Consider the following 15,609-nt stretch of genomic DNA (forward strand, 5'->3'; position numbering starts at 1 on the left):
CTTTATCTGCGTTTACCGAACAGCCAGCGCTTCTTTTGTGGTTTTGCATCAAGGTCGTAGCCAAACCCTTCGAAAAAGCTACGAACTTCTGGTGTCAACATCCCACGGCCACTTGCATATTGAGGCAGGTCGAAGCCACCGCCATAGTTCAGCTCGACAACGACCGGGCCAGACTCGGCTATAGCGATGTCGGTCGACTGATATCGAATTGGCTGAAAGGTTCTTGCAGCACGGTCATTTATTTCGATCAATTCGTCCCAAAAAGGCAGTTTCAAGCCCATTAAACCGGGGTTGTCAGGATGGTCATCCAGGAATTCTGTTTCCATCTTGGCGCGGCGCGCGACGGTTTCGATAACACCGGTTTCGATATTGATCGAACAAGCAAGGTTCCCCGGTCTCCAGAAGGCGTCCGCAATATTGGGGCCCTGCGGAATTTTAATAACGGCAACTGGGCAAAAGACGTCGTTTTCTCTTACCAGCGTAACCATTCGCACCGTTGCAAGGGCTGAAGCGTAGTCTTGGATTGCAGAGTGATTTTTGAGCAAAGGTTGCACGACATATGAATTCTGCCCAACGAACTCGTCTAGGAATGCCTCATAAGTGATCGGCGGTTGGCCTGCACAAGTGATAGTGGATTGATCCGCATCCTCGATCAAAAAGGCCCCAAAGCTTACCATCCCCTCGACGATCTTTCCAAAAAGCCCACCTTCCAGATGGTTGCAAACGAGATCGCGCAACGCCTCAGGAGTGTTGATTTTCGTAACCCCGGGGTAGTGTCGGTTCGAACGGTCGATGACGCCAACGGTTTCCGGGACAGGTACACCTGCTGTTTCAAGCAAAGTAGAAGCCAGTATCTTGTCTTCTGCGGCACTGTTCCAACCATGATGGTTACACTTGTGGGCGATGGGCCAATGGAGATCATTGGAGATGTATGCCGCGCGTTCGGCGTCGGTAAAGCGGTCTTCGTGATGAAGGCCATTGCGCACATACTCGACCATATTCAAACGGCTGGGAGGCTTTGCCATTTGATTGAAGCTCCGTTGGACTTGTATAACAGATCGCCCAGAGCTTTTGGCGGCATGCGCTAAAAGAGTCGCATGATCGGAGTCGCGGGCAGATAAGTACCGTTGATGGTCGGATTCCGCAGCATTGGTATTTTTTGGATTTGTCATCTCTACGACTCACAGTAATCGATCAGAAGTTGGGGTATGCAATCATATTGTTTGCAATGATGGCAGGCTTTGGGCAGCTGCCTGTTAGATAGTGTTGTACTTTTGCTGTTTGTTTCTGAATTTCCAGGCAGGCAATCGCCGAAGAAACCAAGCGGGGTCAAATTGAGAATTTGACGAGACCGATCATGTTATCGTCTTGCGGAGGCGCAACCTTCCGGTCATTGTTGGGTCCACTACAGGTAAGGTTGAAATAGGACGCTTGGCGCACCACCTTTACCTTCCAGACAGGAGACGGCCGGGGGTTGCCTAGATGAGGGACCAGTGCCGTCTTGCCAAAGATAAGGATTGAGCATGCAAGAGCCCCTGAATTCCTCATACCCAGTACTTCCGCTACGCGACATTGTGGTTTTTCCTCACATGATCGTGCCTTTGTTCGTGGGTCGGGAAAGGTCTGTCCGCGCACTTGAGGAAGTGATGCAAGACGATAAGCAAATTCTGCTGTCTAGCCAGATTGATCCAGGTGATGACGATCCGGAAATCGACGGAATCTATCGCTCGGGCGTGCTGGCAAATGTGCTGCAGCTGCTGAAGCTTCCAGATGGAACCGTGAAAGTTCTGGTCGAGGGGCAAGCGCGCGTACAGATTACAGAATACCTTGATAACGAAGAGTTTTTTGAGGCTCGTGCAGAATATCTGACCGAGATTCCGGGTGATGTGACCACTACACAAGCGTTGCTTCGCACCGTCGCGGATGAGTTCGAACGCTATGCCAAAGTCCGCAAGAACATCCCCGAAGAGGCTTTGACCGCTGTTGGTGAAACCGCCGAGCCCGCCAAACTGGCCGACCTTGTGTCGGGGCATCTTGGTATCGAGGTCGAGCAAAAGCAGGAACTGCTGGAAACACTGTCGGTCAGCGAACGGCTTGAAAAGGTCTATGGCCTGATGCAGGGCGAGATGTCGGTTCTGCAGGTCGAGAAAAAGATCAAGACCCGCGTCAAAACCCAGATGGAGAAGACACAGCGTGAGTATTATCTGAATGAGCAGATGAAGGCCATTCAGAAGGAACTTGGCGATGGCGATGACGGCTCGAACGAAGTGGCCGAGCTGGAAGAGAAAATCGCCGAAACAAAGCTGTCGAAAGAGGCGCGTGAAAAGGCCGAAGGTGAGCTGAAGAAGCTGCGCAATATGAGCCCGATGTCGGCTGAGGCCACAGTCGTGCGCAATTACCTCGACTGGATTTTGGCTCTGCCTTGGGGCACCAAGTCCCGCGTTAAAAAAGATCTTGGTCGCGCGCAGGAAATTCTGGATGACGATCACTATGGGCTTGAGAAGGTCAAGGAACGGATCGTCGAATATCTGGCTGTTCAGCAGCGGTCGAAGAAGCTGAAGGGCCCGATTATGTGCCTTGTTGGCCCTCCGGGTGTGGGTAAAACCTCGCTTGGTAAGTCGGTTGCACGTGCGACGGGGCGCGAATTCATTCGCATCTCGCTGGGCGGTGTGCGTGACGAGTCCGAGATCCGTGGCCACCGTCGGACCTATATCGGTTCGATGCCTGGTAAGATCATCCAGGCGCTGAAAAAGGCGAAGACCACAAACCCGCTCATCCTGCTCGACGAGATCGACAAGATGGGTCAGGATTTCCGTGGCGATCCGGCCTCGGCCATGCTGGAAGTGTTGGACCCGGAACAGAACAGCACGTTCATGGATCACTACCTTGAGGTTGAATATGACCTATCCAACGTGATGTTCCTGACCACCTCCAACAGCTATAACATGCCCGGGCCTTTGCTCGACCGGATGGAGATCATACCTCTGGCGGGCTATACCGAAGATGAAAAGAGCGAGATCGCCAAGCAGCACCTGATCGGTAAGCAGATCAAGAACCACGGTCTGAAAGCCAAAGAGTTCGAACTATCCGATGAGGCGCTGCAATCGATTATCCGCACCTACACCCGAGAAGCTGGCGTGCGGAACCTTGAACGCGAAATCGCCAAGGTGGCGCGGAAGTCGCTGACCAAGATCATCAAGAAAGAGGCGGAGTCGGTCACGGTGACGCCGGACAATCTGGATGAATTCTTGGGCGTGCCCAAGTTCCGCTATGGTTTGGCTGAACAGCACGATCAGGTTGGGGTTGTAACCGGTCTGGCCTGGACCTCCGTTGGTGGCGATCTGCTGCATATCGAGGCGCTGAAACTGCCCGGTAAGGGGCGGATGAAGACCACGGGTAAGCTGGGCGATGTGATGAAGGAATCCATCGATGCAGCCTCATCTTATGTGCGGTCAATCTCACCTAAGATCGGGGTGAAGCCGCCCAAATTCGACAACCTGGACATCCACGTCCACGTACCGGACGGGGCAACGCCCAAGGATGGTCCTTCGGCCGGTTTGGCAATGGTGACCTCAATCGTATCGGTTCTGACGGGTATCCCGGTGCACAAGGATATTGCCATGACAGGAGAGGTTTCCCTGCGCGGCAATGCGATGCCCATCGGTGGTTTGAAGGAAAAGCTGCTGGCGGCTCTGCGCGGCGGGATCAAGACTGTTCTGATTCCTGAAGAGAATGAGAAAGACCTGGCCGAAATTCCTGACAACGTGAAGGAAGGGCTGAAAATCATCCCGGTCACGCATGTTTCGGAAGTTCTGAAACACGCTCTGGTTCGGGATCCTGAACCTGTCGAATGGGACGAAGCCGCAGAAGAGGCCGCCGCGGCTGCAGCCAAAACGGCTGAGAACACGTCCCCGTCCGCCAGGGCGCACTAAAGGTCAGAATATGGCAATTAGGGGCGGGGTTAGCACCTCGCCCTTTTTCTTTGGTCAGACCAAATAGTCAGCCAATTACTGGCTTTGCATATCGGATCGCAGAGTAGAGAAATGGTGGGTGATAAGAGATTTGAACTCCTGACATCTTCGATGTGAACGAAGCGCTCTACCACTGAGCTAATCACCCGTGAGCAGGGGTCTTATAAGGAGTTCAGCAAAGCCGCAAGAGGTCTTTGCGCCTTTTGGGCCCCGGGGATTACCCCGCAAATGCCCAGTCGAGGTGCCCATAAACGGGCGGCCTTGTGGGGCCGCCCTTTCACTTTTTGATGTCAAAGAATGAAATCGTCCTGGGTCAGATCGTGCAAGCCAGAGATCTTGATAACCATCTCAGGATTTTTGTCGCCGTCAGTATCCACAAGAACAAGTGTGAAGTCGTTCTTGGTGCCTGCGTTGTTTTTCTTGACGTAATAGATTTCGCCTTCGTCCGACGTCTGGGCCGGTGTTGTACCGTTGAAGACAAATGAATCATCGCCGTCAATTACGGTGCTTGCGTCGATCGCACTTAGGTCGATCTTGTCTTCACCCTGAGTGAAATCGGTAATCCGGTCGGCATATTTTGCTTTGCGCGAACTTTCGGTTGTTGACGTGAACACAAACTCATCGGCCCCTTCGCCGCCGGTCATGGTGTCCCTTCCGGCACCACCGATCAAAGTATCGCTGCCTCCGCCACCATTCAGGGTATCTTTGCCAAGGCCCCCGTCCAGGCGGTCAGACCCTCCATTACCCTGCAGGATGTTTCGACCGTCCGTACCTGTAATGTCGTCATTTTGCTCGGACCCATCGACGTTTTCGACACCCGTAATGGTATCGGTTCCGTATCCGGTTGCCTGTGCATTGGTGTCAGACAAATCAACGGTTACGGCGCTTGTGCCGATATAACGCAACCAATCCAGGCCCTCTCCGCCGTCAATGATATCGTCGCCGTCGCTGTCCTCGGCTACAAAGTTGTCCGTGCCCTTGTGGCCGTACAGTTCGTCGTTTCCAAGACCTCCGGTCAGGGTGTCATTGCCGCCACCCCCAAGAAGAATGTCATTACCCTCGCCAGCAGAAATAACATCGCTACCGCCAAATCCTTCCAACCGGTTATCAACTTCATTCCCGACGATGATGTCGCCCTTGTTGCCGCCCTGCGCATTCTCAATGACGACCCCATTTGCGATCGTAAATCCACCGGTTACGCCTTTGGCATGGGAAGGAGTGCCACCTGCATCGCTGCCATCAAGATCCGCGTCATTGAGGTTGATCCTGACGCTACGATCAACACTCTTTGCCGAAATTGTATCGATTCCATCTGTATCCCAGATGGATGTCCAGAATGTTCCGGCGCCATTCTTGCCTTTGATTTTATAGACGTTGTCGTCGGTGTTGTGGTCCGTCGTTCCGTAGATCGCCTGCAGCGCAGCTATATCAAGGGCCATGGGCGAGGCCGTGCCGCCAGCCTTATATGTCTTCAGTGGAACAACTTCGGGATAGCCCGAGTTGTAGGACATGATGGTGTAAACACCCTGGTTCTGCCCATCTGTCCCGTAATCGTCGAAGGGCTGCGTAACCCCCGGAAATATAGTCGAGCTGCCGCCTTCATCATGTGGGTGGGCTAGACCAAGGCCGTGAAGAATCTCATGAATGATTGTCGCGAAGCCTTCACCGCCTTTGCGTAAGGCCTCTTTGCTAAACAGAGGCGTATCATAGGCAAAGATGCCGAACAGGGCGTCGATGCCAGAATCCTGCAGCAGGGGGTCGTCACCCGGAACTTGATGGACACCAAGAGATCCGGGTCCGCCAAGATCGTTTTGGGTCAGCAAAGCGTAGGTGATGTTAACGTCATTAATCTCGCCTGCTGGTGTCAGAAAGCCGACTTCGTTGAACTCGATCGGAATGATCGTTTCGATAATTGCAAATGCTTTGCGGATTGCTTCCTTCATGTAGGAGGCAAAGCCACGGCGACCTAACGATCCATCATCGAAGGAGTATGTGATTGTGCCCGGAGCACTGACGCCTCCGGCGCTGGTGTCCCAAGACGTGCCCCAAATCAGGCTGTCTACATAAACATGGCCGGTAACATTTGCACCCGGAGAAGTTGTGCTGGCAACTGACATCTTAAATTTCTTCCTTGTCTAACACGCCGTTTGTTCCCGGTTTTTCCGGAATACAAAATTGGCGCCGTATATATTGACCGGTTCTAGAATCGGTAATTCTTCCTTTGGCATCAGAAATTTCCAACGTTTTGGCCCGAGGATCAACCGAGCGTATGAAGTCTCTTTTGGCAGAGGTGTTTGTAATCGTCTTGCAGACCATTTGTGGTTGAAATGAGGCAGAACGCGGTAAGCTTTGGGTAACTCTCTGCCAGCAAGTTGATATGACTGTTCGCTTTGGGATTATGCCAGAATAAGCTTGGGGAAGAGTTTGGGGGCTGTCCTGAGATCTGGATCTAGCGGACCCATGCCAGGTGATGTGCTGCTCAAGGTTTCAGAATATTTTTGTCTGGTCAAAGGCAGCGGGTCGTGAATTATCGGCTGGTTTCTATTTGGCCATTCGTTGTGTGACGAGAAAACATCTCTAACAAAAATTACGTTCTGAGAAAAAACTTCAATTCGCCGCTTGACGATGTCCGGGCGTGGCCATAATACACCCCAACGTTCAGCAACGAACGGGCAGCGGGCGGTTGTAGCTCAGTTGGTTAGAGTACCGGCCTGTCACGCCGGGGGTCGCGGGTTCGAGCCCCGTCAACCGCGCCATCGCTGCCATCCTTGGTCCAGGGTAAAGGCCACGAAATAGATGCGCGGTTGTAGCTCAGCTGGTTAGAGTACCGGCCTGTCACGCCGGGGGTCGCGGGTTCGAGCCCCGTCAACCGCGCCATTTTCCACTAGTTTTCAGAAATCATACCGTTTACCGGGTGACTCTATTGGTTTTGTTGTCAGTAGGTGGCGGCAACATCTCTCTCGTTCACATTTTGTTCTAACTTTTCTGTTGGAGACTCAGTGTGGCTCGCTTATCTCTAGGACACTTATGTGTTGGGGGCCAAACATGGCTGAGCTGAAGAATATCGAGGTGCGCGGCGCGCGCGAACATAACCTCAAAGGCATTGACGTGGATATTCCGCGTGACCAGCTTGTGGTCATCACTGGTCTGTCAGGCTCGGGCAAGTCGTCGCTTGCCTTTGACACGATCTATGCGGAAGGGCAGCGCCGGTATGTCGAAAGCCTGTCGGCCTATGCCCGGCAATTTCTGGATATGATGGAAAAGCCAGATGTGGACCATATCAGTGGTCTATCTCCGGCTATTTCCATCGAACAGAAGACGACCTCAAAGAACCCACGGTCTACCGTGGGAACCGTGACCGAGATTTACGACTATCTGCGCCTGCTGTTTGCCCGCGCTGGTACACCGTTCAGCCCTGCCACGGGCAAGCCGATCGAAGCCCAGCAGGTGCAGGATATGGTCGACCGGATCATGACGATGGAGGAGGGCACGCGAGGGTATCTCCTGGCCCCGATCGTTCGGGACCGAAAGGGCGAGTATAAGAAAGAGTTTCTGGAGCTGCGCAAGCAGGGGTTTCAACGCGTCAAGGTTGATGGCGCGTTTCATGAGCTGGACGAGCCGCCGACACTGGACAAGAAATTCCGCCATGACATCGACGTTGTGGTCGACCGGTTGGTCGTGCGCGAAGGTATGGAAACGCGGTTGGCGGACAGCTTGCGCACGGCGCTTGATTTGGCCGATGGCATTGCGATTTTGGAAACCGCACCGCGTGAAGGCGACTCGGAACGGATCACGTTCAGCGAGAATTTTGCCTGCCCTGTCAGTGGCTTCACCATCCCCGAGATTGAACCACGCCTGTTTTCCTTCAATGCACCCTTTGGGGCCTGTCAGGATTGCGACGGGCTGGGTGTCGAGCTGTTCTTTGATGAACGCCTTGTCGTTCCGGATCAGACATTGAAACTGTATGACGGCGCGTTGGCTCCGTGGCGCAAGGGTAAGTCGCCGTATTTTCTGCAGACCATCGAAGCCATCGCGCGACATTATGAGTTCGACAAAAACACGCCGTGGAGAGATTTGCCCGAAAAGGTGCAGCAGGTTTTCCTGCGCGGGTCGGGTGAGGAAGAAATCCAGTTCCGCTATGACGAGGGTGGCCGGGTATATCAGGTAACCCGCAGTTTCGAAGGCGTTATCCCGAATATGGAGCGCCGCTATCGCGAGACTGACAGCGCCTGGATACGCGAAGAATTCGAACGCTATCAAAACAACCGGTCCTGCGGCAGTTGCGAAGGCTATCGACTGCGGGCCGAGGCGCTGGCCGTCAAGATCGCCGGATTGCATGTCGGGCAGGTTGTGCAGATGTCGATCCGCGAGGCGCTGGCGTGGGTTGAGGATGCACCAAACCATCTGAGTGCTCAGAAAAATGAAATCGCGCGGGTGATACTCAAGGAGATTCGTGAGCGGCTTGGGTTCCTGAATAACGTTGGTTTGGAATACCTTACGCTGTCACGTTCAAGTGGAACGCTTTCGGGCGGGGAAAGTCAGCGTATCCGTCTGGCCAGCCAGATCGGTTCGGGTCTGACCGGGGTGTTGTATGTACTGGACGAACCTTCGATCGGGTTGCATCAGCGCGACAATGACCGCTTGCTGGGTACTCTCAAAAACCTGAGGGATCAGGGGAACACGGTCATCGTCGTAGAACATGACGAGGAAGCCATCCGCGAGGCCGACTATGTCTTTGACATCGGTCCGGGTGCGGGTGTGCATGGTGGGCAGGTGGTTAGCCATGGTACCCCGTCCGAGATCGCGACCGATGCAGCCTCGATCACCGGCCAATACCTGTCAGGCACCCGCGAAATCCCGGTGCCGTCCGAGCGGCGGAAGGGGAACAAAAAGAAAGTGACTGTGGTCAAAGCCACCGGGAACAATCTGAAGAAAGTGACCGCTGATTTTCCTCTGGGCAAGTTCGTCTGTGTGACCGGCGTATCCGGCGGTGGCAAATCGACCCTGACGATTGAAACCCTGTTCAAGACAGCCTCGATGCGGCTGAATGGCGCGCGGCAGACACCTGCGCCATGCGAGACGATCAAGGGGCTCGAGCATCTGGATAAGGTGATCGACATCGACCAGCGGCCCATCGGGCGTACACCACGCTCGAACCCGGCCACGTATACCGGGGCGTTCACGCCGATCCGTGACTGGTTCGCCGGTCTGCCCGAGTCCAAGGCGCGAGGGTATAAGCCTGGCCGGTTCAGCTTTAACGTCAAAGGCGGTCGGTGCGAGGCTTGTCAGGGCGACGGCGTCATCAAGATCGAGATGCACTTTCTGCCCGATGTCTATGTCACCTGCGAAACCTGCAAGGGCGCGCGGTACAATCGGGAAACCCTTGAGATCAAATTCAAAGGCAAGTCCATCGCGGATGTCCTTGATATGACAGTGGAAGATGCACAGGATTTCTTTAAGGCGGTACCCTCGATCCGCGATAAGATGGACGCGCTGGCGCGGGTCGGTCTGGGGTATATCAAGGTCGGGCAACAGGCGACGACACTGTCGGGCGGTGAAGCGCAGCGGGTGAAGCTGTCAAAAGAACTCTCCAAACGCTCAACTGGTCGGACGCTTTACATTCTGGATGAGCCGACGACCGGTCTTCATTTCGAAGACGTCCGCAAGCTGTTGGAAGTGCTGCATGAATTGGTTGATCAGGGTAACACGGTTGTTGTGATCGAACACAATCTGGATGTTGTCAAAACGGCCGACCACATCATTGATATCGGGCCCGAAGGCGGTGACGGTGGTGGTGAGATTGTCGCCACGGGAACGCCCGAAGATGTTGTTGCTGTGGAACGCAGCCATACGGGCAGGTATTTGAAACAGTTGCTGAACCCCGAGCGGGTCGCGGCGGAATAACCTCCGCCGCGGCAACTTCAGTATCAGGCGTATCGCAGCATCTGCCAGTGGCGCAGTATTGGCGGAAAGAACAGAAACACGAAGCCGAAGCTGATATAGGCAAAGATCATCATCGGGATCCACAGCAGAACGCCAACCAGCCCAATAAACCCGGAAACACGTGCGGCTGAGTTCGCCGACATAATGCGCGTGAGCAAAGCGAAGAGCAGACGCCCCCCATCAAGCGGCATCAGGGGCAGCATGTTAAACAGCGCCAGCCACAGGTTTAGCTCTGCCGTCACCATCAGAACCCAGCCAATTTCAGGCGAGTTGGAAAACGGTTCCAGCAATGAACAGACCGCCCACAGGGTCAGGTTCACAATCGACCCCATAGCCACAATCAATTCGTCTTCATATGCCGAGGTCGACCGGCGATGTTCGCAGAATCCGCCGCCCCCATAAAGGACGACTCGATTGACGGGCACGCCCTGCACAAGACAGCCCCATGCGTGGCCCAACTCGTGCAGAAGAATCGAAATCAACTAAATCGCCACGAAGGCGAGCGCATAGGGCAGGTTGACCGGATCGGCGTTAATTCCGACAACGATCAAAACCAGAAAAATAAGGCTTTGGCTGAAATGTATCGGTACGTTCCATGGGCCGCGGAGCTCAAATAGCACGTTTTCAGTATTCATAATAAAACCTCGAAATAGTGAGGTTTATGATGATGTTAGATCGTGTCAAAATCTAAAACAGGCCGGAAAATGCCCGAGCCTGCTTACTTTCTCAAATCGACTGAGGTTGGTTTTCGCCCGCTTGAATTCAGGCCGCGATTGTCAGTTCAGGATGTCTGCAACCGCGCCGATCAGGTTCAGAACTTTGCGTGTATCCGGGTCGACACGATACACGTAGTCGCCTGCGCGGACATAGCTTCCCCTATTCAGGCCATACCGAAACGGATCATCAATCCAGCGATAGTCGCCATTGATAAACTCGCCATTTCTATACAGCTTTTTGGCCTGTCCCGGAGGGACACAGGGTACGTTTTTCTTGGCCAGACCCGGCGGGCAGTGGCCGGCGTTTCCAGTTACAACAATACCGCCCTGAGGCGCTATGCGGATGACCTTATCGTCATTCTTGTTCTTGCCGTTTCCCTTCCCGTTACCGGCCATGGCCGCCACCGGGGTCACGACCAGAGCAAGAACAGTAAGCGCTTTGACCAAATTATGCGTCATCGTAGCCCCAAGAATCGATGCTGAACCTCTCCATTAGATGGACATCGGCAGGAAAGGGGTCAACCCTATGGGCAGGAAGCCGCCCAAGGGCATCCTAGTTCCGACCGCGCTTTTCAAATCGCGGAAGCATGGCCGAGAAGTCCAGCCCCAGCCCATCTTCGCTTTCGACGAATTGCTGATACAGTTCGGTCGCCATCATCCCCATTGGGGTGTCGGCATCCGAGCTTTCCGCCGCCTGCTGACTGAGGCGCAGGTCTTTCAACATCAGTTCGGCGGCAAAGCCGGGTTGATAACCATTGTCGGCCGGGCTTTGCGGGCCGATGCCTGGGGCAGGGCAGTATGCGTTCATCGTCCAGCTATAGCCCGAGGAGGTGCTGACAACGTCGAACATTTTCTGCCGGTCCAGCCCCAATTTGTCGGCCAGCGCGAAGGCCTCGCAGGTTGCAATCATGGTGACGCCCAAAATCATGTTGTTGCAGATCTTGGCCGCCTGACCCGCGCCCGCGTCTCCGCAATGCACTGCCTTTTGCCCCATGATGTCGAACAAGGGCCGGGCTTTTTCGAATGCCTCGGCGCTTCCACCTGCCATGAATGTCAGCGTCCCAGCCGAGGCGCCTCCGATACCGCCCGATACGGGCGCGTCGACGGTCAAAACTCCCGCAGCCAAAGCCATATCGGCAACAGCTCGAGCGCTGTCGACATCCACTGTCGAACAATCGACCCAGACGGCCCCTTCATTCATCGCTGGAATGATCTCATTTGCGACGGATCGAAGTATCTGGCCATTCGGAAGCATGGTGATGACGATGTCTGCGTCTTTTGCAGCGTCGGCCCCTGACCCAGTCAAAGTAACACCGGAAACCGACACCTCGGCCATATCAAACCCAGCGACTTCATGCCCGGCATTGGCAAGATTGACTGCCATTGGATTGCCCATGTTTCCAAGGCCGATAAACCCGATTTTCATTCTTTAATCCTCCTCGAATGTCAGGGCGACGCTGCCCAGGGGCCGCAGCATTGCGGAAATATCCACGGCGGGAACAGGTTTGCCATGGTGACGCCAATTTGGAGAGCGATCCTTGTCTATGATCTGCGCGCGGATACCTTCCAGAAAATCTCCGTGTTCCATGGCGCGCGCCGTAAAGCGGTACTCCATCTCCAGGGCTTTTCGGATCGACAGATCCAGCGCCTTAAGTCGATGAATCATTTCAATGGTACAAGCCACGGATAGTGGAGAGTTGCGGCCCATCAACTTTTGCGCCGCGTCAGAGAACGGGGTTTCGGAGAAGCGCAACGCGTTGAGGATGTCGTTCAACCCCTCGCCATTGAAAAGCACGTCGATTTCCGCCTGAACCTTTTCAAGGTTACCTGTGGGTGGCGTCTGGGAATGCTCGACCAACAGGTCTGTGTTCCCGGAAGCTTCGAGCAGTTCGATCAGGCCGGGCCATTCTTCAATGGGGATAAAATGGTCGGCAAAGCCCGCATAAATGGCGTCCGCAGGGCCCATTCGGTGACCTGTTGTGCCCAAGTATTCTCCCAGTCGACCCGGAGCCAGCGCGAGCATCAGAGAGCCACCAACATCCGGCACCAAACCGATAGAGCACTCGGGCAGGGCAATCTGAGATGTTTCACCGACTATGCGGTGGCTTCCGTGGCACCCAATTCCGACGCCGCCACCCATAGTAAACCCTTGTAGGAAACTGACCACGGGCTTGGGGTATTCGAAAATCAGTGCATTCAGCCTGTATTCATCGCGCCAGAAAGTCTGCCCATAGGCAAAGTCGCCTTTGCACCCGGTATCATAAAGCTCTGCGATATCTCCCCCGGCGCAAAATGCTTTATCGCCAACGGCGTCCAGTATGATCAGGTCAACTGACTCGTCCTCGCGCCAGTTGCGCATGGCCGTATCTATCGCCATGCACATGTCATAACTCAGCGCGTTCAAAGCTTTGGGGCGTGTCAGAGTGATGCGTCCAGCGCGGCCGGTAGTGTGAATTTCAATATCTGACATCGGGGTCTCAGCGTTGGGCAAGCATCTGACGAGAAACAATGACGCGCATGATCTCGTTTGTGCCTTCCAGAATTTGATGAACGCGCAAGTCGCGGACAAGCTTTTCGATACCGTAATCGGCGAGATACCCATAACCGCCGTGCAGTTGCAGGCATTGGTCGACCACTTTTGATCCGGTTTCAGTCACGAATTTCTTGGCCATTGCACAGAACTTGGTGGCGTCCGGTGCGCCCGTGTCCAGTTTCCAGGCCGCCTGACGCAAGAACGTCCGGGCCGCCTGCAATTCTATTTCCATATCCGCAAGCCTGAACTGCAGCGCTTGAAACTGATCAATCGACTTCCCGAATGCCTGACGCTCGGACATATACTGAAGCGTCATGTTCAGACCTGCTTGTGCCGCCCCCAAAGAACATGAGGCAATATTCAAGCGACCGCCATCCAGGCCCATCATCGCATATTTGAATCCGTCACCTTCTGTACCCACCAGATTGCCCGCCGGAACTTTGCAGTCGTCAAACTGAACCTGCGCCGTTGGTTGGCTTTTCCAGCCCATCTTTTGTTCAAGCGCGCCAAAGCTAAGACCTGGAGTGCCATCTTCGACATACAGGGTTGAAATCCCTTTGGGACCATCCTGTCCGGTGCGCACCATACAGACATAAGCATCTGAGTATCCGCCGCCCGAGATGAAGGCTTTTGTTCCGTTCAGCGTATAACCTTCGTTCGTGCGTTCGGCGCGAGTTTTCAGCGCGGCTGCGTCCGAGCCTGATCCGGGTTCGGTCAGGCAGTAGCTGAGGACTGTGTTCAGGTTAAGAATATCCGGCATGATCCGCGATTTCAGCTCATCCGCGGCAAATGTGTCCAACATCTTGGCGCACATATTGTGGATCGTCAGGAAGGCCGCGACTGAAGGGCAAGCCATCGAAAGGGCCTCGAACACCATCGTCGCATCCAGCCTACTAAGACCGGAACCGCCACTATCTTCGGACACATAGAGACCGCCAAAGCCAAGCTCCCCTACACGGGGCCAAAGGTCTTTGGGAATAGTGCCATCTGCCTCCCATTGCCGGGCGAAGGGTGCGATATGCTCCTGCCCGAACTCATAGGCCATATCGAAGATAGCAGTTTGCTCTTCGGTTGGTGCAAAATCCATTGGTTTCCTCCCACGTCGCCGGATGAATTGAACGAGTGTTTATTTCCTGATTCTTACAGAAATTTTGCACGCCCAGCAATTCCTGACAGGGATATTGCGAAAACGATTAGATCATACTTTGAGGCAGGTCATAAATCCTGATGGAATTCTTCGATCAGATGCTGAACCACAGCCCTGCCTGCATCCGCACCTTTGGCCGTCGCTTCGGCGTGAACACGTCGTTGCCGCGTGGCAGATGTGCCGTTTTGTGCGATTTGCTGTAGCCGGGCAAGTTCAGTCATGGTGCCCAGTGCTTCGGCATCTTCGGCCAGCATACCCATCAGTTCACCCATAAGTTCCGGCATGGGCTTGATGGATCGATCCCCGAAATCAATCATGCCTTCGCCGACACCGTAACGCTGCGCCCGCCACCGGTTTTCACCAATCAGGAACCTGTCATATTGCCGCCAACGCAAGTTGCGGTCTTTCAGACGGCACAACATTCGGACCAGCGCCTGTACCATTGCAGCCAGTGACAACGTGTGCTCCAACCTAGGCTGCACGTCCATTATGCGTGTTTCGAGCGTTGGAAAGCGATGAGACGGTCGCAAATCCCACCAGATTTTCGAGGTATCCTCGATCACGCCAAGTTCGACCAGAATGCCTGTCGTACGTTCATATTCCGACCAGCTGGCCAGAACCGGTGGTAATCCGGTGCGGGGCAGGTTGTCGAATACGGTCAGGCGATAGGAAGACAGGCCGGTATCCTCTCCGTTCCAATAGGGCGAGGATGTGGACAGCGCCAACAGATGCGGCAGGAAATAGGAAAGCTGCGGCATCAGGTCGGCCCGCAAGGACGGTTCTTCAACACCGACATGCACGTGCATCCCGCAGATCAGCATCCGTCGCGCGACACCGCCCAGGGCATGCTGCAAGGCGTCATAGCGCTCTCGGCGCGTGTGGTGCTGTTTCTTCCAGTCCGCAAAGGGGTGGCAGGACACAGCAATCGGGGCCAGATTGTATTCGGCGGACCGATCCGCCACACCCGCCCTCAGGCGTTTCAAATCTTCTCGGGCCGTGCGGATCGTCGCATGGGGGCGGGTGCCAACCTCGATCTGGCACTGCAGAAACTCGGGGCTGACCTGGCCCTGAAAATCGGCCTGGCAGGCTTCCATCAGGGCAGCGGGTGCTTGGGCAAGTTCAAGGCTGTCGCGGTCGACCAGAAGATACTCTTCCTCAATGCCCAGCGTGTATTCCTGCTGCATGGCGGCCCTCTTTCTAGCTTTATGCGAAACAGTGAATACGGAAATACGCTTTTTGCCAAGTGTTTACCGGCAGAGTCCTTGCGGTCATCGGGCTAGCAACGGTAAGGAACGGGTT

The 15,609-nt window shown here is 54.6% G+C and carries 11 protein-coding genes and 3 tRNA genes; 4 read left to right on the plus strand and 10 right to left on the minus strand.

From position 1 onward, the window contains the following. Nucleotides 1–2 precede the first annotated feature (2 nt). Nucleotides 3–1,025 (minus strand): sugar-transfer associated ATP-grasp domain-containing protein, encoded by a 1,023-nt coding sequence (locus AC2FH2_RS01710; protein ID WP_496822661.1) that lies wholly within the window; start codon nt 1,023–1,025, stop codon nt 3–5. A 498-nt stretch (nt 1,026–1,523) separates the two neighbouring features. On the opposite strand from AC2FH2_RS01710, the gene lon reads away from it, so the two are divergent. After that, nucleotides 1,524–3,932, plus strand: a complete 2,409-nt coding sequence (lon, locus tag AC2FH2_RS01715) for an endopeptidase La (RefSeq protein ID WP_142634051.1) — start codon at nt 1,524–1,526, stop codon at nt 3,930–3,932. Between the two features lie 112 nt (nt 3,933–4,044). On the opposite strand, the gene AC2FH2_RS01720 is transcribed toward lon, so the two are convergent. Continuing rightward, nucleotides 4,045–4,119, minus strand: a tRNA-Val gene (locus AC2FH2_RS01720). A 142-nt stretch (nt 4,120–4,261) separates the two neighbouring features. Further along, nucleotides 4,262–6,088: a M10 family metallopeptidase C-terminal domain-containing protein gene (locus tag AC2FH2_RS01725; RefSeq protein WP_496822663.1), complete on the minus strand. Its 1,827-nt coding sequence runs from the start codon at nt 6,086–6,088 to the stop codon at nt 4,262–4,264. Nucleotides 6,089–6,650: 562 nt separating this feature from the next. On the opposite strand from AC2FH2_RS01725, the gene AC2FH2_RS01730 reads away from it, so the two are divergent. The 3 genes from AC2FH2_RS01730 (at nt 6,651) to uvrA (ending at nt 9,875) form a co-directional block, all read left to right on the plus strand. Continuing rightward, nucleotides 6,651–6,727 (plus strand) — tRNA-Asp (locus AC2FH2_RS01730). A 44-nt stretch (nt 6,728–6,771) separates the two neighbouring features. After that, nucleotides 6,772–6,848, plus strand: a tRNA-Asp gene (locus AC2FH2_RS01735). A gap of 168 nt (nt 6,849–7,016) precedes the next feature. Then, nucleotides 7,017–9,875, plus strand: a complete 2,859-nt coding sequence (gene uvrA / locus AC2FH2_RS01740) for an excinuclease ABC subunit UvrA (protein WP_496822664.1) — start codon at nt 7,017–7,019, stop codon at nt 9,873–9,875. Between the two features lie 23 nt (nt 9,876–9,898). Here the strand turns inward: uvrA and AC2FH2_RS01745 are convergent, their stop codons facing one another. From AC2FH2_RS01745 to AC2FH2_RS01775, 7 genes are all read right to left on the minus strand, one after another. Continuing rightward, the gene (locus AC2FH2_RS01745) at nt 9,899–10,396 is read right to left on the minus strand and encodes a site-2 protease family protein (RefSeq protein WP_496822665.1); all 498 of its coding nucleotides are present in this window, start codon (nt 10,394–10,396) and stop codon (nt 9,899–9,901) included. Next, the gene (locus AC2FH2_RS01750) at nt 10,397–10,549 is read right to left on the minus strand and encodes a hypothetical protein (RefSeq protein WP_281972162.1); all 153 of its coding nucleotides are present in this window, start codon (nt 10,547–10,549) and stop codon (nt 10,397–10,399) included. It lies immediately after the preceding gene. A gap of 141 nt (nt 10,550–10,690) precedes the next feature. Then, nucleotides 10,691–11,089: a hypothetical protein gene (locus AC2FH2_RS01755; RefSeq protein ID WP_142634043.1), complete on the minus strand. Its 399-nt coding sequence runs from the start codon at nt 11,087–11,089 to the stop codon at nt 10,691–10,693. Between the two features lie 94 nt (nt 11,090–11,183). After that, entirely contained in the window at nt 11,184–12,056 is an 873-nt protein-coding gene (gene mmsB, locus AC2FH2_RS01760) for a 3-hydroxyisobutyrate dehydrogenase (RefSeq protein ID WP_142634041.1), read from the minus strand. 3 nt (nt 12,057–12,059) lie between these two features. Further along, complete coding sequence (locus tag AC2FH2_RS01765; protein ID WP_142634039.1) at nt 12,060–13,100, minus strand: enoyl-CoA hydratase/isomerase family protein; 1,041 nt, start codon at nt 13,098–13,100, stop codon at nt 12,060–12,062. 7 nt (nt 13,101–13,107) lie between these two features. Continuing rightward, nucleotides 13,108–14,250 carry an acyl-CoA dehydrogenase family protein gene (locus AC2FH2_RS01770; protein WP_142634037.1) on the minus strand — a complete coding sequence of 381 codons (1,143 nt, stop codon included), beginning with the start codon at nt 14,248–14,250 and terminating at the stop codon, nt 13,108–13,110. Between the two features lie 128 nt (nt 14,251–14,378). Then, a complete protein-coding gene (locus AC2FH2_RS01775) occupies nt 14,379–15,494 on the minus strand; it encodes a carboxylate-amine ligase (protein WP_142634035.1) in 1,116 nt (371 codons plus the stop codon). Nucleotides 15,495–15,609 lie beyond the last annotated feature (115 nt).

It is taken from the genome of Ruegeria sp. YTSA105, from assembly GCF_059610225.1.